We start from the raw sequence: 21,362 nt of genomic DNA, 5'->3' as shown, positions 1-21,362 counted from the left end.
TTGCCTATTGAGCGTTCTCGCCCCGAATAATTGCGCTGATAATGCGTCGCCCTGGGTGCAGGTGATCGACCAGGGGCGCTTCCAGCGGCATCGGTTCATCGCACATTCTTGAAGCAATCACCTCGGCGCATAGCGGCGCGCTGGCTAGCCCGCGTGAGCCATGAGCCGTCGATATCCACAGGCCTGGGTAGTGCTCGCCTGGCGTCTCTGGCACCCGAGTAGCATCTTTAGCTAGCCGCGCATAGTCGGCCTGCCACGCCTCTGCTACCGGCACAGGCCCTGCATAAGGGGTTTTGTCAGGGCTGGCCGCACGCACCGCCGCGCGACCTTGAAGGTGTTCAGGCGTTAATTCACTACCGGCTTTTTGCAGCTCGGCGACTAAGTTGGGCAATGTCTGACGCAGCTCATCAATATTGCGTTGATGATCGTCGGCGGTTACATCGGTGGTGGCGTTATTGGGTACAAAGCTGGCGCCAAACGTCAGCACGCCATCCAGAGCAGGCGCTACATAGCCTCCGGCGCATATCACGCGGGTTGGGCCTGCTACCCCATCGGGTAGTTTTAGCTCGCTAATCTGGCCGCGGACCGACTGCAGCGGCAGTTCGCTGGTTTGCGCAAAGCGGTTAGCCAAATGCGCACTGGCAATCACCACCTGATCGACATTAAGCGTGCTGGCATCATCTAGATTGAGCTGCCACCCGGCGGCTGTGCGGGTAAGGGAGCTAACGTCACCCTGCTGGAAAGTCACTCCTGGCTGACTAAGTAAGTGCTCACATAGTGCCTTGGGCTGAACCCATCCCGCCTGTGGGTAAAACAGCCCATGGGGTGCGTCAATGGGCATGGCCGTTGCTTCGCTTAGCGCCGGGTTGTTTAGCGCAGTGACAACGTCGCTGGGCAGCGGGTGTTGTTCAATAAAACGCTGCTGGCGGCGCGCTTCTTTATCACTACTCGCCAACTGCACCACGCCGCAGGGCTGCCATAAAGGGGATGTGGACAACGACTGTGTGGATAGCTGTTGGGTAAGCCAGCGCTGGCTGTACAGCAGCCCGGCAAGGTAAACACGGCTCTGGTGATTAGTCTCGGCAGCCAGCTTTACATACAGCGCGCCCTGGCGATTGCCTGAGCCGCCCGCGCCGGGGGCTTCGCGCTCAACAACCGTTACCTGAATACCGCGCCGCGCTAACGCTGCCGCCATCGTGCTGCCCGCCAGCCCAGCACCGACTATCGCAACGTGCTTTACGGCTGCCACGGGCGGTGGGGTAAACCAGGGCGTTGCCTGGCGGCGCTGCTCCTCAGGCGGCGTTTCGATACTGCCCGCGAGCATTTCCCGCTTGCGACCATAGCCTGGCACTTTCTTCCAGCTAAAGCCTGCGGCTTTTAATCCCCGTTTAACGATACCTGCGCAGGTAAAGGTGGCGAATGTCGCGCCGGGGCGTGAACGGGCGGCCATGGCGTTAAATAGCGCTGGCTGCCACATATCGGGGTTTTTAGAAGGCGCAAAACCGTCTAAAAACCAGGCGTCGACTTGGCCATCTAGCTGCTCCAGGCGCTCTGTGGTATCGCCGAAATGCAGGTCAAGCGTGACGCGCTCGGTTAAGTGCAGGCGGTGAATGCCGCTCACGGCAGCGGGCCACTGGGCGCATAGCACCTGTGCATAAGCCGCTAGCGAAGGCCAAGCACTAAGCGCCTGTTCCAGCGCCTCATGCTCAAGAGGAAACTTCTCTGTGGATAACAGGTGCAGCCGCGCATTGGGCGCTGCATGCTGCTCAAAACAAGCCCAAGCGCAGAGTATGTTCAGCCCGGTACCAAAGCCGGTTTCACCAATGACGAACGGCCTTGCTGCTTTCCACTCAGCAAAGCGCTGGGGAAGATGGTTGGCACCCAGAAAAACATGTTCGGTTTCAGCGCGCCCATCGCCACGGGTGAAATAGATGTCATCAAATGCTGTTGCGTGGGGTGCTCCCTCGTTCCAGGTAAGTAGAGGCGTGGTTAACGCCGCGAGGGCAGGCAAAGCATTGGAACGTTGGGTCACGCAGATATCCGTTTAATGAAGAAGTGGTTAAAAAATGATCAATTTGTCGCCGTCGGCGCTGGCTCTGGCTTAGCGCAAAGCGTCCGCCGGGTTTGCACAGAGTTTTCCACAGGCTCTGTGAAAAAGCGGGCGGACCCTCCACACTCGCCTATTGGGGTCAAGGCAAAACTTTCTTGAACGGCTTAACAATTACCTTGGCATAGACCCCCGCAATCATGTATGGGTCGGCATCCGCCCATGCATTAGCCTCTTCCAGGCTCTCAAACTCCGCCACGACCAAGCTGCCGGAAAAGCCAGCATCGCCGGGATTTTCAGCGTCGATGGCAGGGTGAGGGCCAGCTAAAACTATCCGGCCTTCGTCACGCAGCGCTTCCAAGCGGGCGAGGTGATCAGGGCGAGCCGCTAAACGACGCTCTAAGCTATTGGGCACGTCTTCACTCATAATGGCGTACAGCATGTGGATATAACTCCTTGAAAAGAAGGGGATGAAAAGTGAGCGTTCATTGACCGCGCAGACAGATGCGCGCAACATATCTTACCCATTGCGAACGATTTATTCACAGCTGAAAAGCGCATTCTGACAAACTGCTCACACGGCGTCATGCTTATGTCTCGACTTCCTTATACCTTTGATGCCGATCAGCGTTACCCGGTTGATTTGCACATGCACTCCACTGCTTCTGATGGCGCGCTATCGCCCACTGAGCTGGTAACACTGTGCGCCGAGCGCGGGCTGACGCATATGTCGCTTACCGATCACGATACCATGGACGGCATTGAAGAAGCGGGCCGCGCCGCCGAGCAAGCAGGGCTATGTCTTATCCCTGGCTGTGAGTTATCCACACGCTGGCAAGGAGTCAATATTCATGTCGTGGCGCTGATGCCCGGCGGCTTGCAGGGGCCGATGGTGGAAGGCTTGATTCAGCAGCGTGAGGCGCGTATCCAGCGTGCGGAAGTCATTGCCGAACGACTGGAAAAAGTAGGTTTACCCGACGCCCTAGAAAAAGCGCGCCTTCACGCAGGCAGCGACCGCCCCCTAGGCCGCCCGGATTTTGCCCGTGCCTTGGTAGCTGAAGGAGTGGTGCCCGACTGGGCAAGTGCCTTTAAGCGCTACCTAGGCAGCGGCAAGAAGGGCGATGTCAAAGCCCACTGGCCAGAAATCAGCGAAGCCGTGAGCTGGATTGTGAAATCAGGCGGCGTTGCCGTGATCGCCCATCCATTGCGCCATGGACTTACTCGACGCAAGCGTGGGCTGTTGATGGATACCTTCCAGGCGGCGGGCGGCCAAGGGGTTGAGCTGGTTAGCGGCCAGCAGAACCCGGATAGCACCCGTGACTTGGCGCGCCAGCTGGTCGAGCGTGAGTTATACGCTTCCTTGGGCAGCGACTTTCACTTTCCCGGCAGCCATGCAGCACCCGGCAGTATGAGCTTGGTACCGCGCACGGCAGCGCCCCCGATATGGCAGCATCCGCGCTTGGTGCATCTACGCGATGCCGCCCCCGGTCTGTTAGCGAATGGCTAAGTTTTCGTTAGCTTAAGTTCTCGTCAGCTTAAGTTATCACCAGCTAAGGTCAGCTATGCTGTAGGAACCGCTAAGACAGTGAGCTATGAAAGGAGTAGTTTTATGAGCCAATATTTCCAGATTCACCCGGAAAACCCGCAAAAGCGGCTGATTGATCAGGCGATTGCAATCATTCGTAAAGGCGGCGTAGTGGCTTACCCCACCGATTCAGGCTATGCCTTGGGCTGCCACCTGGGTGAGAAGAAAGCCATTGAGAAGATTAAATGGCTGCGTTCACTGGACGATAAACACAACTTCACTTTGGTGTGCTCCGATTTATCAGAGATCGGCACCTACGCTAAGGTGGATAACGACGTTTTCCGGTTGTTGAAAGCGCATACGCCGGGGCCGTACACCTATATCTTGGATGCTACTTCAGAAGTGCCGCGGCTATTGTTGCACCCCAAACGCCGCTCCATTGGTGTACGCGTGCCGGATCACCGCATTACGCATGCGTTGCTGGCAGCCTTGGGGGAGCCGTTGATGAGCGTGACGCTCATTCCGGTGGGCGATGATTTTCCCATGAACGACCCGGAGGAGATCCGCGAGCGTTTTGGCGCGCATCTGGATGCCATTATCGATGGCGGCGCTTGCCATCTAGACCCCACCAGCGTTATCGACCTGCGCGAGCTGCCGCCTAAAATCATTCGCGAAGGACGCGGTGATATCACGCCCTTCCAGGCTTAGCGTTAGGCGCAAGCTAGTCAGAAGCGGACTCATCTTTATCGTCTTTTTTACGCGGGTCTTCGCTGTCTTCGTCTAGCCAAGTGCCGCAGCGCAGGCAGTAACGGGCCCGCTTCTCATGGCGGTCGTAACCGCAGCCGGGGCAGGCTTCCTCCGAGTAACGATCCTCGCGTATTGAGCGGATCACCTGAGCGGAGAATACCCCGGTGGGCACAGCAATAATCGAGTAGCCCAGCAGCATCAGGATCATGGTAATCGCTTTACCCAACGCAGTGGCGGGGACGATGTCGCCGTAGCCCACGGTGGTCATGCTAACGATCGCCCAGTACATCGACATAGGAATACTGGTGAAGCCCGCTTCCGGTGATTCAATGGTGTACATCAACGCCGCGAACAGCGTGACCACCATGAAAATGGCAGAGAAAAACAGCAGTATTTGACGCAGGCTGCGTTTTAACGCGTCGAGTAGCAGGCTGGCTTCGCCAACAAATTCCATGAGTCGCAAAATACGGAAAATACGCAGCACTCGCAGCAAGCGAACAATCACCAGGCCATGAGCGCCAGGGACCAGTAGCACTAGCCAAGTGGGTAAAATAGCGATTAAGTCGACGATTCCATAAAAGCTTTTTAGATAGAGCAAGGGGCGCTCAAGGCAGTAAATGCGAACTAACAACTCTAAGCTGAACAGTATCGTTAATGCCCACTCGATGTAGAAGAAAATGGGCCCGTAGCGTTCGGCGTAAATCTCGATACTACCCAACAGGATGACCGCGACACTCAACAAAATAGCCCCGATCAAGGCAATATCAAAGGCTTTAGCGCCCGGTGTGTCGGATTCGAAAATAATATGAAACAGTTGAGCGCGTAGGCCTTCCGCACCGGGGGTTAAGTTTAAATTCATCGCATCATCCTGAAGTGGGCCTCAATTCGGTCCTTAAAAACAGTCCTGAAATGGCATTAAGCCGTTAGCGTAGCTCGGTTTGGTACGCCAAGCGATGGGCCAGTGCCAACGCAGCGTTACCGTAAGCCGTGCTGGGCTGTCCATGGGCATCTAAGCCGCCGGGTAACGCCTGAGCGTACACGCGGGCATCGGCATCCAGCGCGGGGTGGTCAGCGAGAGTGGCTAACGCCTGTTGGGCATCGCTTAGAAAGCTTGCCTGCTGGCTGTCGTGGTAGGCATCCAGCGCCAGCGTTGCGCGGTGTAGCCACTCAGCCGGGGAGTGCGCTTCGGGAAGTGGCCAGTGCTGGTTACTAAGTGCATTGCCCCGAGATGCTTTGCTGCTATCTGAAGGGCGCAGCGGTACCTGTTCTGAAAGTGTCAGTGCCAATGTCCACAGTGCTTCCGGGTCGCCGTCCTTTAATTCCAGTTCTACCTCGCGGATGGGTGTGCGGTAGCCACCGCTGATAATTTCACCTTCATCCAGTACCAGCTCAATATGACTGCGCTGGTTGGTTGAACCTGGGGTTACTAAGCCATCGGTTAGCTGCCAGCTGCGCCGCGTGAAATCGGTGCTGAGTTGGGGGGCGAGGGCGTCTAGCACACCGCTTAGCTCCCCTTGAAAAGGGGGGAGCTTGGCGATGGATTCGAGGTCCAGCTCTGGCCCTGAAACCTGCCACTCCCACTCTTCTCGTTGCGAGAGCCCACCGCCGCCCTGGCCTGCGGTTTTCACCGTTTGTAGCACTTGGCCGTCTACCTGACGCAAGCGCAGCGCAATACGTGCTTTGGCCAGATCGCCATGGGGGGTATCAAAGTAGGTGTTAGTCAGCGACTGTTTACGCGCAGGGTATGAGGCGAGATGCGGGTGTTGCGTAAGCGCCGCAGGCCCTGCAGGGGCAAGGGCCAGTTTAAGTTCCACTTCCATGGGGTTTAGGTTTTTCATGACGCTCGCCACCTCGTTATCGTGACATTTAAATGAATATTTGATTACATTTATGAACTTTTCATGACGGCGGCGGGCGCACTCTTTATACTGGCGCCGCCATTTCCAGGCTTCCCGAAAACAGGCTAAAAGGCATTATGGTTACCTCCAATCCTTTTTCTTCGATGTTTGGCCGCTCGCCATTCCAGCCGTTATTGGCCCATATCGTCAAGGCCAATGAATGTGCCGATCAGCTGTTGCCGTTTTTTGAAGCAACGCTGGCTGATGACTGGGACAAAGCGGCTGAACTGCGCGAAAACGTCACCCGCTTAGAGCATGACGCCGATACGCTGAAAACAGAGCTGCGGTTGAACCTGCCCAACACCATGTTTCTTCCGGTGTCGCGCTCCGATCTGCTTGATTTGATCAGCGTGCAGGACAAGATCGCCAACAAGGTGCGTGACATTACCGGCATTATGTTAGGGCGTAAAATGCGCGTGCCGGATGAACTGGCCGATGCAATGCGCGATTACATCCGTACCAGTGTTGCTTGTGTTGCCCAAGCCCGCCAGGCACTGGAAGAACTCAAGGATCTGCTTGAGTCCGGCTTTGGAAAAAACGTCTCCGACGTCATGCAGAACATGATCCGTGAACTGCACACCCTTGAGCACCAAGCCGACGATCAACAAGTGACGATCCGTCGCCAACTGTTCTCGCTTGAGAGCCAGTTACCGCCTGTGGACGTGATCTTCCTCTACAAAATCATTGAATGGGTTGGCGAACTATCTGATCGCGCTGAGCGTGTGGGTAGCCGTCTGCAGATACTGACCGCCCGCTAAGGGGATCTTCATGCTGATTATTGCCCAGTACGGTGAAATCTTCATTATCCTGGCCTGTTTGTTTGGCTTCTTTATGGCCTGGGGCGTTGGTGCGAATGATGTCGCCAATGCGATGGGAACCTCGGTGGGGTCGAAAGCGATCACCATCAAACAAGCGATCTTGATCGCTGTTGTTTTTGAATTTCTCGGCGCCTGGTTAGCCGGTGGCGAGGTTACCAATACGATTCGTAAAGGTATTATCGACCCCCAACTACTGCAAGATGATCCGCAGCTGTTGGTATACGGCATGCTGGCGGCACTGCTGGCGGCGGGAACATGGCTGCTTGCCGCGTCTATGAAAGGTTGGCCGGTTTCCACGACGCACTCGATTGTCGGCGCGATTGTGGGCTTTGCTGTCGCAGGGTTAGGCCCCTCCACAGTGGATTGGGGCGCCGTAGGCACGATTGCTGCGAGCTGGGTGGTTTCTCCCTTACTGGCGGGCACTATTGGCTTTTTGCTGTTTAAATCGGTTCACCACCTGATTTTTGAAGATGCCAACCCGTTCACGGCTGCTAAACGCTACGTGCCGGGCTATGTGTTTCTGGTGGGCTTTATCGTTTCGATGGTTACGCTGACGAAAGGGTTGTCCCATGTGGGGCTGGACTTAACCTTTAATCAGAGCCTGCTGCTGTCAATCTTGCTGGGGTTGGTGATTATGGGCATCGGCTTGATTATGCAGCGGCGTATCAAGTTCGAGCACAACGCAAATGATCACTTCGGCTATGCCAACGTAGAGCGCGTGTTCGGCGTGTTGATGATCTTCACCGCCTGTGCCATGGCCTTTGCACATGGTTCAAACGATGTGGCGAATGCGGTTGGCCCGCTGGCAGCGGTGATCAGCGTAGTACAAACCGGCGGCGAAATTGGTGGTTCTGCGCTGGTGCCTTGGTGGGTACTGGTACTTGGCGGCGGCGGTATTGTCGTGGGTCTGGTCACCTACGGCCATAAAGTCATCGCGACTGTAGGTACCGGTATTACCGAGCTTACCCCCAGCCGTGGTTTTGCTGCCACGCTGGCGGCGGCCACCACAGTAGTACTGGCTTCTGGCACGGGCCTGCCAATTTCCACTACCCACACACTGGTAGGGGCGATTCTTGGGGTGGGGCTAGCGCGCGGTATGGCGGCGTTGAACCTGCGGGTTATCGGCACGATTGCCATGTCGTGGCTGATCACGCTACCCGCCGGTGCTGGTCTTGCGATTTTGTTCTTCTTTATGTTCAAAGGCATGTTCGGCTAACCACTCGTTGGCTAATAGCTAATCAGCAGTGCCTATAAAACGCAGTACGCCACAGCTCGTAAGTCTTTAAAAAGTACCTGAACGGGAGTACCTGAGCGGGAACATCACAGCGGCATCTTCATGTTTATCTGCATTAGATTGAGCAGATTTGCATTAGAAGGTGCCGCTGTTTTTTGCGCTCTGGTAAAGTAACCCAGTTGGATGTGGTAAACGTCTGATGTTTCTTTCACCTGCTGCCGGAGAGCGGCCCTTGGATACGCGCTTCCCCTTTGTTGATTGGTTTCGTAACGCCTCCCCCTATATTAATGCTCACCGGGGGCGAACCTTTGTCATCTTAATTGAGGGCGAAGCGATGGCGTCTGGCCGAGGGGAGCAGCTGATTCAAGATTTGGCGCTGCTGCATACGCTGGGCGTGCGCTTGGTCGTGGTGTTTGGCATTCGCCCTCAGGTGCATGAATCGCTCACCGCTGCGGGCGTTGAGCCCACGCGTATCGACGGTCGCTGGGTAGCGGATCGCGCCGTCATGGCCCACGTAGAGCAGGTCGCCGCCCATCAGCGGCTATGGTTGGAAGCGCGGCTTTCATTAGGCCTACCCAGCACGCCGCTACACGGTGTAGAGCTGAGCGTCATCTCTGGCAACCTGGTCACCGCCAAGCCGCTTGGCGTGCGTGAAGGCATCGACTTCGACCACAGCGGTGAAGTACGCCGGGTGCGGGCCAGCGCGATTCAAGGCTTATTGGAAAAAGGCTCGCTGGTGCTGCTGCCGCCGCTGGGCTTCTCCAGTACCGGCGAAGTGTTCGATCTGGACGCCTCTGAAGTCGCCCAGCACGCCGCCGTGGCGCTGAAAGCCGACAAGCTGATTCTGCTCGGTGAGTCGGAAGGGCTGGAAGATGAGCACGGCGCGCTGCTGCGCCAACTCTCGCCAGCGGAAGCCGAGCCGCGTTTAACCAATGCCGTTCCAGGCAGTGAGTTAGCCCGCCATTTACAGGCCGCCTGCACCGCCGCCCGGGAAGGCGTGGCACGCACGCACCTGCTCTCCTGGCACAACCATGACGCCTTACTGGGTGAGCTGTTCACCCGTGATGGCGTGGGTACCATGATTACCCAGCACCGCTACGAACAGCTGCGCCCCGCAACGCTGAACGATGTGGCGGGCCTGCTGGAACTGCTGGAACCGCTAGAGCGGCGGGGCATGCTGGTTGCACGCTCCCGGGAGCGCCTGGAGCACGAAATCGACGATTACATGGTGATCGAGCGCGACGGCATGGTGATCGGCTGCGCCGCGCTGCATGTCTTCCCCGATACCAGTATTGCCGAACTCGCCTGCGTAGCCGTGCACGACAGCTACCGTGGCGGCGAGCGCGGCGAGCGCTTGGTGGAAGCCATGGAGCGCCGTGCCCGCCAGCGCGGCTTAAACGAAATGTTCGTGCTGACCACCCACACCGCCCACTGGTTTGTAGAGCGCGGCTTCCGAGCGGCCAGCCTGGAAGACCTGCCCCCGCTGAAACGCGAAACCTATAACCACGCCCGTAAATCGAAGGTATTGGTGAAAACGTTGACGGGGTAGGACGCGGTGAATATTAAGTAGTAGAAGATGAGCAGTAGATTATGAGTGGTTGGAGTGCCCGAGTGCTTAAGTCATCCAGCGTTTGGTCATTTTTTGGCAGTTTTGCTTAATGCGCTGAGACAGGCGCTCCAACAAAACATGCTCAGTCCCTGGCATCGCGACCTCCTGCAGTGCTCTTACGACAGAAGGCAAAACGCTGATCATTTCATCGGCGATACGCGCTCCTATATGCATGAAGTAAGCAGGTTTAAATCCCAACGTCTGGGCGAGAGACGCCAGATGCTGGCGTTCAATGCTACCCGGCTTATCAATGCCTGCCATCTGGAATGCAAAGCGATTTGAGAGACCGCTATAGAGCGTTGTGCACATTAAGTCATAAAAAGGCGCTAATTGAATGCCCTGTGGCGTCTGAAGTATAGAAAGATTTTTAGCATGGCTATCGTTGTTACCAATAAACAGATTGAAGAAAAACCACTGAACGAAACGCAGCAGGTCTTTTGCGGGAACACCCGCCGCCTGAAGTAACTGCCGACACTCAATGAGGCTGGGCCCACCATCGCTTTCGTACTTAAGAGTGGAAGGCGTACCTGCTAATTGGCAAACGTCTAACTGGTGATAACGCTGTAAGTTGCCATGGCTATCGTAAAAACGGTCATAGCGCTTGACCAAACAAGCGCGTGTTTCAGGTTGGAAAGTGGCTTCGGCCACCCCGAGCTCTAGCGTGGACGCTAACTGCATGCAGAACGTTTCATTAAGTGCCGAGCACCAAACCCCTTTCAAACCACGAATATCAGGTTTCAAAATATGACTTGAAGGAGCGGCTCCTTCAGGAAGCGCCGGGCTGCCATCGGCGAGTATCATTAACAGCAATTTATTTTGGGCGCCCGCTAATTAAATTCGCGCTTGAGGTGCAAGCTGTCCCGTTAATTCCCCCTGGCTTTCGTTATGCAGAAAGTCGTTGATCGCTTTCCAGTGAGTTTCGCGATAGCTAGCGGGCTGGGGTATTTCACCTTGCGGGAGCAGGGTGTAGCCACTTGCTGTATCGCCCCCAATCGACCTTAAAAGACCAAAAATAGTGGTGGTGTGATGGCGTAGCTCAATATAGCGGCGTAGCTCACCCTCAGGCAGTAAATTCTCGAAGTACGCCAACACACTATCACCGCTATGTTGCTGTTGAGTCAGCGGTAATCGGGGGGAGAGGCTATTCGCTTGGCTATTAGTTAGCCACTCATGGGTATATTCAAACCGCAGCGGCCGGGTATTATGCAAACGCCCTATATGCAGCTTCCCCCAGAACAGGTCGAGCGCTTCGCTATGGTCAGTCATGGTGACTACCCTTACGACGTATAACTACCTCCAACCCCATTAGATCTAGCACATCGAGCACTTTTTGCAGTTGTAATGTGGGTTTTCCGCGCTCAAGATCGACAATAAAGCGGTTGCCGGTACCCGCAAGCCCGGCGATATCACTTTGCAGCAATGACTGCTCGCGCCGAGCTTGTTGAACCAGCTTGCCTAACTCTTCACTGCTGCGTATACGTTTAGCATTTTCTACAGGCGCGGTCATAGCAATAGTCCAATAAATTACCGTACGGTAATCATAGACCATGCCTGGGGACAAAACCCAATAATTATTCCCGTCCGGTAATTTTTAGCCTTGGGAGTAGTGCTGAAGAAGAAAATATTCCCGAACGGGAAGTTTGAGGGGCTAAGATACGTCTGTAAGGGCGACGAAGCCGCCCTTGGTAGATTGGCTCTGAGGTAAGCACTTACGTGTTAAGAATCACGCCACCATTCAAGTGCATGGTCTGGCCGCTCATGTAGGACGACTCCTCGCTTGCCAGATAAACATACGCAGGCCCCATTTCACTGGGCTGCCCGGCGCGTTTCATCGGCACTTGGCCGCCAAAGGACGCGACCTTCTCCTCGTCAAAGCTTGCTGGAATCAGCGGTGTCCACACCGGCCCCGGTGCCACGGTATTAACACGAATGCCGCGATCCATTAGCGACATCGCCAGCGAGCGCACCAACCCCTGAATAGCGCCTTTGGTAGCGGTGTAATCAATCAGCGTATCGTTGCCCTTAAAGGCATTGATAGAGGACGTGCAGATGATCGTATCGCCCTTGTCGAGATGCGGCAGGGCAGATTTAGTGAGATAGAAATGGCTGAAAATGTTGGTCTGAAACGTACGCAGCAGCTGATCATCGGGGATCTCGGTAATATCGCCCCAATCGTACTGCTCAGCGGCATTATTGATCACAATATTAATCTTGCCGAAGTGATCGAGCGTGCGCTTAACAATATCGCGGCAAAATTCTGGTTCAGCGACATCGCCTTTTAATACCAAGCAACGGCGGCCTTCGGCTTCGACTAACCGTTTGGTCTCTTCGGCATCTTTATCTTCGTCTAAATAGGCAATCGTGCAGTCCGCGCCCTCGCGGGCATAGTGAACGGCCACGGCACGACCAATGCCGCTGTCGCCGCCGGTAATAATCGCGACTTTGTCTAACAGCTTGTCAGTGCCGCGGTAGCTTTCGCGAATGTACTCCGGCTCCGGGTGCATCGCGTACTCATCGCCCGGCTGCTTATCTTGATGCTGGGGAGGTTGCTTATGATCACTCATGTGCGGTCACTCCATTGTTAGCACGGATGTGTGTCGTTCAAACGGATGGTTACTACTTATGACTGATGGTTAACACCTAAGGAAAACAGCGAATATTCACTCCTCGAATACTCACCAACATTTAACGTAGACCAAAGGCGTAGAAACAAGCAAGCCACGCTAATTAATGGTCTTTTATTGATTTCAGGGATTTAGCTGAGTTTCGATAACAAGCGTTAAGGTAATAAGCCAATTCTGATAAATAAATAACCTATGTTAAGTAAATGGTTGGGTTTTTAAATGGCGGCGCGCATAAATTGACAATAATAGAAAGAGCGCTATGTTTTAAAGGTGCTCGGTTTAGAGGTGCTCGATTTTAAAAGAGCTAGGCTTTAAAAGCACTAACTTTTATAAGCGCTATATCAAGCACTATGTTTTGAGGGTAATCAATCTATTAAGGAGGATGAGGATAAGTTCACTAGGATAGGTGCTTATTTTCTCTAAGTGCATAATTTTATTAACGTATTAGGTATTAACCGTCGTAGCGTTAATGAGGTGCACTCGATAGATTCGCAGTGACGCTGATTGTGTTTCACCACGGATGCTGACAAGTGAGACGACAAGGAGGAAGTGACAGATGACCGATCAAGGAAAGCAGCCCAATCCAGGCGCACCCAACCAGACAAGCCACTCAACGGAGTCGCTCAAACAGCAAGGACGCGATACCGCACATGAGGTGAGTGATGCGGCCCATCATCAAGCTGAAAGCTATTTTAATCAACAGCGCGATACTGCTGCAGATCAGTCCCACAAGCTAACCGGCGTTCTACAAAAGATGGCCGACGAGTTTGATAATCAGCAGCAGCCTTATTTTTCTAAACAAGCACGAAAGTTTGCTGACACCACTGAGCGCTTTTCGCATAGTTTGCGGGATAAAGATTTACACACCGTCTGCAATGAAGCGAAGAGTTTTAGCCGCCGCGAACCCGCGCTGTTTATAGGTGGTGTTATTGCCGCTGGTTTCTTGGCTTCCCGCTTTCTGCGTAGTTCTGGCCAGCACTCGCATAGTGACGATTCGCACTCACGTTATTCAAATACCACCGACGAGCGCGCAACGGGTCTTCCGATGCAGGAAAACGTACCTGCCGGGCAGGCGTCACCAGTTAGCCAATCATCAAGTCTTTCAGGCAGCTCCGTTGCCGGTAATGGAGCACTAGGTTCATCGGGTCGAGAAAATGGAATGCCCTAACGTAAGGGCCAGGGAGGCATAGAATGGATTCGGATAACAAACCCACGTCGCAAAGTTCATCGGTCGGTACGCTACTGTCGACGGTGATGCAGGAAATTAGCTCGCTGGTGCGCAACGAAGCCGCGCTCGCCAAGACCGAGATGACCGAGAAAACCCATCAAGCAATGGGCGCCATTGCTTCGATTGCGATGGCCGGTGCGGTACTGATGGGCGGCTTTTTAACCCTGTTGGCAGCGTTAGTCTTTCTGCTTAATGAGGTGCTTCCGCCCGAGACCACACCGTGGCTCTCTGCGTTGATTGTCGGCGTCGTTGTGTCGGTTATCGGTGTGATGATGCTTAAAGCGGGCCAGAAGAAACTGCAGGCGCGTAATTTGATGCCCAGCCGTACGATGCATAGTTTGCAAAGCGACAAAACAACGGCGAAACAGCATCAGCACAACGTCAAGGAGGAGTTGAAATGACGGATCATGATCATCAGCGCAGTCCCGAAGAGATTGAAAAGGATATCAATCAATCGCGCGAGCGCCTTGATTCTACCCTGCATGAAATCGAAGAGCGCTTCTCTCCTCAGCAGCTGTTGAATACCTCCTATGAGTATATTCGCCATGGAGGCGCTAACGAATTCGTGTCTAATTTAGGCACCACCATTAAGCAGAACCCGCTGCCGTTTCTGGTCACCACTGCCGGTCTTGGCTGGTTAATGCTGGCCCAGCGTCACCCAAATGAGCCACACCACAAGCAGCAGTACGCGTCTGATATCGACCAGCGCTTTTACACCGGCGGGCAGTCTTCATCGGGCACTAGCGGCTCCCATGGCGCGCCAGGTATACCCGTGCATGAAGGCACGCATCCCAACGCTGGAACCCCCACCTACAGCGGTGGTTCAGAAAGCGATAGCGATGGTCAAGGCCGTATGAGCCGGGCGAAAGAAGGTGACAACAGCATGAAAGACGGTGCCAAAGGCAAAGCCCAACACTTAGGCGAAAAAGCCAAGCACACCGCACAGCAATGGGGCAGTAAGGCTCACCAAATGGGGGATAATATGCGCAATTCTTCATCCCATCTTCAGCACAGTGCTCACGATCGCATGCACGATATGGAGCATCGTGCTCACCAGTCCGCGAGCCAAGCCTCCGATTTTATCCAGGACCATCCGCTAGTGGTCGGCGCACTCGGATTTGCGCTGGGTGCCGCCTTAGGCGGTATTTTCCCCGCCACCAAGAAAGAGGATGAGTACATGGGTGAGTATCGCGACCGCGTTATGCATAAGGCCGCCGAAACCGGGCAAGCGCAAGCGGATAAGGCTCAGCATACTGTTCATGAAAAAGCGGAATCCGCCCATGAAAAAGCCGAATCTGCTTCTGCTAAAGGTGATTCCCATCGCGCTAACGATGCGAATGTAAATGCCCCGCAGCATCAGGAGGCGGGAGTTGCAGGCTCACCCACCCCAACGCCCACAACTGAGCGCTCTGCACCTGAGAGCTATGGCCAGAAACATGAGCACCAAAAGCATGACCACCAGAAACATAGCCAGGGCTTGGCGGGGTCGAGCACACCCTCCGGCAACACCCAAGGGTCGGGGACTAACCACACGCCCTAACATTGCTGATGTGGCTGATAAAAAATGAGTGAAACCAGTGGCCGCTTAATGCGGCCACTGTTCTTTAGTAAGGACGGTTTAGTAAGAACGGTTTAGCAAAGACAGTTTGGCAAGCACATTTGGCATAAAAAGCCGCTAACAACGCTAATCGATAGCGGCAAACCATAAGTGTTATTGGGATTACCAATATGGTCCTCTGAAAGCGTTGTTAAATAGCCAACTATTTGTTTTTAAATGGCTATTTTTAAAATGATGATTGATTAGACGCCGCGCTGCTGCATTGCAAGTTAGTCAATAACCGCTACAGTAAAAGCAGCTTGGATAGGAGGCGAAATTATCAGCCTTCATTTTTGCGTTTATCACGCTATTCAAGGAGCCCGGTTGGCTGAGATAGCCAGGGCAATAAGGAAACCCAGACCCTCACCGTAAGGAAAAAAGCGATGACTCAAGCCTCCGAGCACGATAAAAAAGCGCCTAAAGACCGCGACGATCACCACGATGATGCCAATCCAATGCCGGATACCCATCACGTTAATACCGATTCCGACAGCCAGAAATCAAAGGATGACCAGAAAAAAGGTCACTAACGACTGCACCAGGCACGGCGAATAACACTTGTTGCCTGGGCCAGAGGCGCTACTGCTTGTAGCGCCTTTTTACTTTTCCCCTTAGCCTACCTTCCTAGCCAGATAACGTCGGCATTCGCCTATTGATCACTCCCCTTGAGGTGAGCGCCGGGGTAGCGTATTCGAGTAAGTTTTAAGCTGTAAGTGGTGGTCATCCGCGTGCTGCAAGGCGTCTAGTGCGGTAGGGCGGTCGCGTTCGGCAAGTAGCGTGCAGAGAACTTCCGAAATGGCTAAGGCGGGGGTCAGGGTATGAAAGAAGCTATAGCTCTCCGTAGGGCAGTAAATCGTCTGCTCGGAAATGCCTGCCAGCGGTGATACTTCGCTGTCGGTGATCGACAGAATCGCCAAGCCCTTATCTTTTGCCAATTGCGCCAGCGCTAGTGAATCCACGGTATAAGGTTTGATGGATACGATAAGCACCACCTCATCAGATTTGGCGCGCATTAGCGCGTCGCCCCCGGTGCCCGCTGGGCCATCAAGGTGGACAGAGCGCTCGCCGAGCAGCGACATAACATAATGAAAATGCCAGGCCACCACATGGCTGGAGCGTAAGCCGAGGACATACACTTTGTTCGCCGCCGCTAACCTATCGGCCATGGCGGTTATGCGTTTCAGGGTCTCCGGTGCACAAAGTGTTGTTAGTTGTACGCTTAACCCGTGCAGCATCTGATGGGCAATATCGCTTTCCGTCGTACCAGCGGCTGCTGTGGGGTGTTGGCGCACCTTGGCAGCGAAACCGTCGCTTTTTCGGCGCAATGTTTCTGCGTAGTAGGTACGGATATCATTGTAGCCTTGAAACCCCAATACCTTGGCCAGCCGTGTCATGGTGGCCGGCTGTACCGCCGCATGGCGCGCTAATTCACGCATCGACACTAACGCCACCTCTTCCGGGTGCTCAAGTAAGTAGCGCGCTGCCTGTTGAAGCTGGGCAGACAGCGTATCGAACTGCGCAATGATCTGATCTCTAAGCGGGTCGCTTTTTGACATATTGCTTTGCCTCTTAGCACGGCGTGGGCATGGGGTAAGTTGAATCGTAACAATGATTCATTTGTTTTAATATAAAATAATATGATTTGATTGTTGCATTGTCTCGTGAGGTCGTGCCACTCTTATGCCGATATAGCCGTATATAAAGATCGTCGTATGTCGAGATGATCGGGTTCTAGGTATTTTAAAGGGAAGCTTCCATGACGCGACTTCTTCATCGCAGTATTGGGCAGGCGCTGCCGCGCGCTGCCTCTGCGCGGGGCGTTTATATCACCGATACTGAGGGGCGCCAGTATCTAGACGGGTCGGGAGGTGCCGCTGTGACCAGCGTGGGGCACGCCCACCCGGAAGTGCTTGCGGCCATGCGCGATCAAATCGACAACCTCTGCTACGCGCACACGGGCTTTTTCACCACGGACGCCGCCGAAGAACTCGCTGAGAAGCTAGTGGATTTGGCGCCTGAGCCGCTAAACCATGTCTATCTGGTATCGGGTGGGTCGGAGGCCGTTGAAGCGGCTTTAAAAATGGCGCGCCAGTATTACGTGGAAGTGGGGGAGCCCCAGCGGCGCCACATTATTGCCAGGCGCCAGAGCTATCACGGCAACACGATTGGTGCATTAGCCACGGGGGGCAATGCCATGCGGCGCCAGCAGTTTCAGCCCCTGCTACCCGAGACCCACCACGTCTCGCCCTGCTACGCCTACCGTGATAAGGGCAACGACGAGACGCCAGAGGCGTATGCCGCTCGGTTGGCAGACGAACTTGACGCCAAAATACGTGAACTGGGTCCTGAAAGCGTGATGGCGTTTGTGGCCGAACCGGTGGTCGGCGCCACCTTGGGCGCAGTGGCCGCGGAGGCGGATTACTTCAAACGTATCCGCAAGATTTGTGACCAGTATGGCGTGTTGCTGATTCTCGACGAAGTGATGTGCGGCATGGGGCGGACAGGAACGATGTTCGCCTGCGAGCAGGAAGGCATAACGCCCGACATTATCACCATCGCTAAAGGCCTGGGCGGCGGCTATCAGCCGATTGGGGCGGTGATGCTGTCGTCGGCTATTTTTGATAGCTTCGCCAACGGCTCCGGCCTTTTTCAACATGGGCATACGTACTTGGGGCATCCGGTCGCTGCCGCCGCCGCCAATAAAGTAGTGGAGATTATTGCCCGGCCAGCAACGCTGACCAACGTGAACGCCATGGGGGCGCGATTACAAAGCGGCCTCGAAGCGGCGCTGGGCGAGTCCCCCTATGTGGGCGACATTCGGGGAAGGGGGCTGTTCCGCGGCATCGAACTGGTTGCCGATCGAGCGCAAAAGACCCCCTTTGATCCTGCCCGAAAAATTCACGCCAAGATCAAACGCCAAGCAATGGCAAGAGGGCTGATCAGCTACCCAATGGGAGGCACGATTGACGGTGCCTATGGGGACCACGTGTTATTAGCCCCGCCGTATACCATTGAACCTGCCGAGATTGATCTACTGATCGAACGCATTGCCCAGGCCATTGACGCCGCGATAGCTGAATGACCCGTTAAGGAATTCTCCGATGAAACCATCTCCCTGCTTACCGTTTGCTGACGCTGACTGGCCCGATGACATCGCGGAGCTGCGCGAAGGATTTGCTGGCGCTCTTAACGTCTACCGCACCATGGCGCATCATCCGGCGCTGCTGACCGCGTGGGCGCCTTTGCGTCAGCATGTGGTGAAGGAGAATGCACTAGGCCCAGAGCTGACCGAAGTGGTGATTCTCCGCGCTGGGTTTCGTCTAGCGTCCGCTTACGAGTGGGCGCACCACGTGAGCCGAGCGCTGGCGTTGGGGTTTTCCGAAGCGCGTATTAACGCTATTCGCGGCGTGCCACAACGGAGTACGGGCGTAGACGGTTTGATCATAGACGCGGTAGATGCATTGCTGGACCAGCACCGCCTGAGCAAGACGCAGGAAGCAGCGCTGGCGGAAGCGATAGGCCGGAAAGCCGTCATTGATCTCATCGCGATGGTCGGCTTTTATTCAGTACTGGGCTATTTACTCAAGACCTATGACACCCCGATTGACGACGCTATTCAACAGCAGGCGCAGGAAAACCCAGCGCTGTTTTCGATCACGGCGCCTTAGCGTAGTACTTAGCGTAGTACCTTTGCGTAGTACGTTAGCGTAGTAACGGTCTTGAGCAGCCGCTTGCGTTGGTATTCACCAGCGCAGCGCTACTTAAAGCGCCGCTTTACCTCGACATTCAGCCTGCCTTCGCCCAAGCGCAGCTTGAGCTTCTGGCCGGGCTGGGTATCTTCCGCGCGTCGTATGACTTGCCCCTGTTCATCCTGGGCAATCGCATAGCCCCGGCCCAATACCGCCAGCGGGCTGACCGCATTGAGTTCCCGTGCAGCACTGGTTAATCGCGCCTGTCGACTTTCGAGCTGGCGCTGCATAGCCGCACCCAAGCGCCGATGTAGTTGGCTTACCCGCTCGCTTTCCGCACGATGCAACCGCGTCATATCCTGGCTGGCTAAGCGTCTATTCAACTGCGCTACCTGGGCTTTCTGCTGAGTCAGCGTTTGCTGCATGGCACGATTTAAGCGCTGATCAAGGGCGGTTAAGTGCTGGCGCTGGCGGTTGAGCTGCTCGCCGGGGTGGCGCAGCTTGGCGCGTAATGTATCTAACCGCTGGCTGTCGCGCTCCAGGCGCGCCTGCATGGCCCGCTGCAAACGGCTGTGCTGATGCTCCAGCTGGCGCTTAAGGGTGTTTTGATCCGGCACCAGACGTTCGGCGGCTGCCGAGGGGGTAGGGGCGCGCATATCCGCGGCGAAATCCGCCAGAGTGACATCCACCTCGTGACCCACCGCCGACATCACCGGTAGCCGGGAGTGAAAAATCGCCCGCGCCAAGTGCTCGTTATTAAACGCCCAGAGGTCTTCCAGGCTACCGCCGCCGCGAGTGATCAAGATCACATCGCGCTCTGGGTCTAATCGCGCCTGACGGTTAAGCAATGCCAGCGCCGATATCATCGCAGGGGCCGCTTCTGCGCCCTGTACCGGCACCGGAATCAGCGTCACATCCGCCAATGGCCAGCGGGCTTCCAGCACCGCCAGCACATCGCGAATGGCCGCCCCGGTGGCGGAGCTCAATATCAGCAGCTTGCGGGGCGGGAAGGGCAGTGGCCGGGCGTTGGCAAACACGCCTTCGCCTTCCAACTGCGCTTTCAAGCGCTCAAAGGCCGCCAGCAGTTCTCCCAGGCCCGCCGCCTGCACAGCCTCGGCAATTAGCTGGTAGTCGCCCCGCGGCTCGAACAGCGACACCCGCCCGCGCAGCTTGACCTGATCGCCATCGCGCATCGGCGCCGAAACAAACCGCGCCCGCTGACGAAACAGCGCGCAACGGATCTGCGCCCGGTCATCTTTCAGCGTGAAATAGACATGCCCAGAGGCAGGTCGGGAAACGTTAGAGAGCTCGCCCTCCACCCACACCTCGCCCACATCGCGTTCAAGGGTCTGCTTGGCGCGCTGGTTGAGTTGGCTGACGGTGAGGGTTTGGGAGGTTGTTTGGGTCATGGCAGCTGTCTGAGTGGGAGGCACTGTATGTAGAGGTAGCCTACATCAAATAACAGCTGCCATCGAATAGAGCGGGACAAGTGTGCTGCCTCGCCCTAGTTCTGTGCTAGCGATGCTGAGCACGTCGGCGTATCCACTCACCTGGAAAGGTTAGCAACAGGCAGCAACACATCATCAGCAGCGCGAGAAGAGCTACGGACGCCATATCAGACCCCGCGTCGGAAATATTGCTGTAAAGCAGTAGTGGCAGCAGGTTGATCTGTGAACCGGTAAGCGCCAGAGCGGTACCATAGGCGCCGAAGGCAACGGCTGCGCATAGGCTCCATGAGGAGACTAACGCGGGCATTAACGGCGGTAGGTAAACGTCACGAATCTGCTGCCAACGAGTGGCGCCAAAGCTTTCGGCCATCACTAACTGGCGGCGGTTGAGCCCTTGTACCACTGGCAGCATCACCAGAACCACGCGGGGTACCAAGAAGTAGGCATACACGAATACCAGTCCTTGAGGGGTATACACAAAGCGGCCAAACCACGCGGGGTCAACCCCAATCAATGCCAGGGACAGCGTGATAAAGCCCGCTCGCCCCAATAGCAGGATAAAGCCATACGCCACAATCAGGCCGCTGAACACCAGCGGGAGCGAGACCAGCCAAAGCAGGAAAAAGCGCCTGCGCGCTGGCTGGTGGTAAAGAAACTCAGCAATCACAACGCCGACGACGACCGACAACAGCGCGGTGCTGGCGGATAAGGCGACGCTCGTCATCAGGCTTTTAAGCACCAGCCCCTCACTGAGCAGACGGGCACCGGTGGTGATAGGCGAGTCAAGTGCTGCGATGACCAGGAGCGCCAGCGGCACAATAAAAAACAGCGTATAGATAATGCCGCTGGGTAGAACCAGCGGCAAAACAGTAAAAAAGCGCAGACGAGGCATGGCGTG

The 21,362-nt window shown here is 55.4% G+C and carries 22 protein-coding genes; 11 read left to right on the top strand and 11 right to left on the bottom strand.

Annotation, left to right across the window (positions count from 1 at the left end):
• Positions 1-4: 4 nt before the first annotated feature.
• A complete protein-coding gene (mnmC, locus tag KO116_RS17600) occupies positions 5-2,032 on the bottom strand; it encodes a bifunctional tRNA (5-methylaminomethyl-2-thiouridine)(34)-methyltransferase MnmD/FAD-dependent 5-carboxymethylaminomethyl-2-thiouridine(34) oxidoreductase MnmC (RefSeq protein ID WP_035564398.1) in 2,028 nt (675 codons plus the stop codon).
• Positions 2,033-2,189: 157 nt separating this feature from the next.
• Positions 2,190-2,489 (bottom strand): YciI family protein, encoded by a 300-nt coding sequence (locus KO116_RS17595; RefSeq protein ID WP_035564396.1) that lies wholly within the window; start codon positions 2,487-2,489, stop codon positions 2,190-2,192.
• A 150-nt stretch (positions 2,490-2,639) separates the two neighbouring features.
• Between KO116_RS17595 and KO116_RS17590 the strand changes: the two genes are divergently transcribed.
• On the top strand, positions 2,640-3,554 hold the full coding sequence (locus KO116_RS17590; protein ID WP_035564394.1) for a PHP domain-containing protein: 915 nt from the start codon (positions 2,640-2,642) through the stop codon (positions 3,552-3,554).
• A 102-nt stretch (positions 3,555-3,656) separates the two neighbouring features.
• The gene (locus tag KO116_RS17585) at positions 3,657-4,280 is read left to right on the top strand and encodes an L-threonylcarbamoyladenylate synthase (protein WP_035564393.1); all 624 of its coding nucleotides are present in this window, start codon (positions 3,657-3,659) and stop codon (positions 4,278-4,280) included.
• Between the two features lie 13 nt (positions 4,281-4,293).
• Here the strand turns inward: KO116_RS17585 and KO116_RS17580 are convergent, their stop codons facing one another.
• Both KO116_RS17580 and KO116_RS17575 read right to left on the bottom strand, forming a co-directional pair.
• Positions 4,294-5,178, bottom strand: coding sequence for an ion transporter (locus KO116_RS17580; protein ID WP_035564391.1), 885 nt, complete (start codon positions 5,176-5,178; stop codon positions 4,294-4,296).
• Between the two features lie 64 nt (positions 5,179-5,242).
• Positions 5,243-6,157 (bottom strand): CYTH domain-containing protein, encoded by a 915-nt coding sequence (locus tag KO116_RS17575; RefSeq protein ID WP_035564389.1) that lies wholly within the window; start codon positions 6,155-6,157, stop codon positions 5,243-5,245.
• Positions 6,158-6,294: 137 nt separating this feature from the next.
• On the opposite strand from KO116_RS17575, the gene KO116_RS17570 reads away from it, so the two are divergent.
• The 3 genes from KO116_RS17570 (at position 6,295) to argA (ending at position 9,818) form a co-directional block, all read left to right on the top strand.
• Entirely contained in the window at positions 6,295-6,975 is a 681-nt protein-coding gene (locus KO116_RS17570; RefSeq protein WP_035564387.1) for a TIGR00153 family protein, read from the top strand.
• A gap of 10 nt (positions 6,976-6,985) precedes the next feature.
• A complete protein-coding gene (locus tag KO116_RS17565) occupies positions 6,986-8,251 on the top strand; it encodes an inorganic phosphate transporter (RefSeq protein ID WP_035564385.1) in 1,266 nt (421 codons plus the stop codon).
• 250 nt (positions 8,252-8,501) lie between these two features.
• A complete protein-coding gene (gene argA, locus KO116_RS17560; RefSeq protein ID WP_035564805.1) occupies positions 8,502-9,818 on the top strand; it encodes an amino-acid N-acetyltransferase in 1,317 nt (438 codons plus the stop codon).
• 66 nt (positions 9,819-9,884) lie between these two features.
• Here the strand turns inward: argA and KO116_RS25920 are convergent, their stop codons facing one another.
• From KO116_RS25920 to KO116_RS17545, 4 genes are all read right to left on the bottom strand, one after another.
• A complete protein-coding gene (locus KO116_RS25920; RefSeq protein ID WP_235272569.1) occupies positions 9,885-10,679 on the bottom strand; it encodes a HipA domain-containing protein in 795 nt (264 codons plus the stop codon).
• Between the two features lie 30 nt (positions 10,680-10,709).
• Complete coding sequence (locus KO116_RS25915) at positions 10,710-11,144, bottom strand: HipA N-terminal domain-containing protein (protein ID WP_235272420.1); 435 nt, start codon at positions 11,142-11,144, stop codon at positions 10,710-10,712.
• Positions 11,137-11,385, bottom strand: a complete 249-nt coding sequence (locus KO116_RS17550; RefSeq protein ID WP_035564802.1) for a helix-turn-helix transcriptional regulator — start codon at positions 11,383-11,385, stop codon at positions 11,137-11,139. The genes KO116_RS25915 and KO116_RS17550 overlap by 8 nt, the downstream gene beginning before the upstream one ends.
• Positions 11,386-11,587: 202 nt before the next feature.
• A complete protein-coding gene (locus tag KO116_RS17545; RefSeq protein WP_035564383.1) occupies positions 11,588-12,442 on the bottom strand; it encodes an SDR family oxidoreductase in 855 nt (284 codons plus the stop codon).
• Between the two features lie 616 nt (positions 12,443-13,058).
• Here KO116_RS17545 and KO116_RS17540 point away from each other — a divergent pair.
• From KO116_RS17540 to KO116_RS25505, 4 genes are all read left to right on the top strand, one after another.
• Positions 13,059-13,670 carry a hypothetical protein gene (locus KO116_RS17540; RefSeq protein WP_035564381.1) on the top strand — a complete coding sequence of 204 codons (612 nt, stop codon included), beginning with the start codon at positions 13,059-13,061 and terminating at the stop codon, positions 13,668-13,670.
• Between the two features lie 23 nt (positions 13,671-13,693).
• Complete coding sequence (locus tag KO116_RS17535; protein WP_008959026.1) at positions 13,694-14,131, top strand: phage holin family protein; 438 nt, start codon at positions 13,694-13,696, stop codon at positions 14,129-14,131.
• Positions 14,128-15,270, top strand: coding sequence for a DUF3618 domain-containing protein (locus tag KO116_RS17530; protein ID WP_035564379.1), 1,143 nt, complete (start codon positions 14,128-14,130; stop codon positions 15,268-15,270). Before KO116_RS17535 ends, KO116_RS17530 begins: the two co-directional genes overlap by 4 nt.
• Positions 15,271-15,710: 440 nt before the next feature.
• Positions 15,711-15,857, top strand: coding sequence for a hypothetical protein (locus KO116_RS25505; RefSeq protein ID WP_179916680.1), 147 nt, complete (start codon positions 15,711-15,713; stop codon positions 15,855-15,857).
• A gap of 126 nt (positions 15,858-15,983) precedes the next feature.
• Here the strand turns inward: KO116_RS25505 and KO116_RS17525 are convergent, their stop codons facing one another.
• Positions 15,984-16,883 carry a MurR/RpiR family transcriptional regulator gene (locus KO116_RS17525; protein WP_035564378.1) on the bottom strand — a complete coding sequence of 300 codons (900 nt, stop codon included), beginning with the start codon at positions 16,881-16,883 and terminating at the stop codon, positions 15,984-15,986.
• Positions 16,884-17,083: 200 nt separating this feature from the next.
• On the opposite strand from KO116_RS17525, the gene KO116_RS17520 reads away from it, so the two are divergent.
• Together KO116_RS17520 and KO116_RS17515 are read left to right on the top strand one after the other, a co-directional pair.
• Positions 17,084-18,409 carry an aspartate aminotransferase family protein gene (locus KO116_RS17520; protein WP_035564376.1) on the top strand — a complete coding sequence of 442 codons (1,326 nt, stop codon included), beginning with the start codon at positions 17,084-17,086 and terminating at the stop codon, positions 18,407-18,409.
• A 19-nt stretch (positions 18,410-18,428) separates the two neighbouring features.
• Positions 18,429-18,995 (top strand): carboxymuconolactone decarboxylase family protein, encoded by a 567-nt coding sequence (locus tag KO116_RS17515; protein WP_035564373.1) that lies wholly within the window; start codon positions 18,429-18,431, stop codon positions 18,993-18,995.
• Positions 18,996-19,084: 89 nt separating this feature from the next.
• Here the strand turns inward: KO116_RS17515 and xseA are convergent, their stop codons facing one another.
• Both xseA and KO116_RS17505 read right to left on the bottom strand, forming a co-directional pair.
• Positions 19,085-20,425: an exodeoxyribonuclease VII large subunit gene (gene xseA, locus KO116_RS17510; protein WP_035564371.1), complete on the bottom strand. Its 1,341-nt coding sequence runs from the start codon at positions 20,423-20,425 to the stop codon at positions 19,085-19,087.
• 106 nt (positions 20,426-20,531) lie between these two features.
• The gene (locus tag KO116_RS17505) at positions 20,532-21,356 is read right to left on the bottom strand and encodes an ABC transporter permease (RefSeq protein ID WP_035564369.1); all 825 of its coding nucleotides are present in this window, start codon (positions 21,354-21,356) and stop codon (positions 20,532-20,534) included.
• Between the last annotated feature and the right edge of the window lie 6 nt (positions 21,357-21,362).

Origin of the sequence: Halomonas sp. KO116 (assembly GCF_000734975.2) — a bacterium.
GTDB classification, from domain to species: domain Bacteria; phylum Pseudomonadota; class Gammaproteobacteria; order Pseudomonadales; family Halomonadaceae; genus Vreelandella; species Vreelandella glaciei.
The sequence above is the reverse complement of the archived record's forward strand: the minus strand, read 5'-3'. Positions and strand labels throughout refer to the sequence as shown.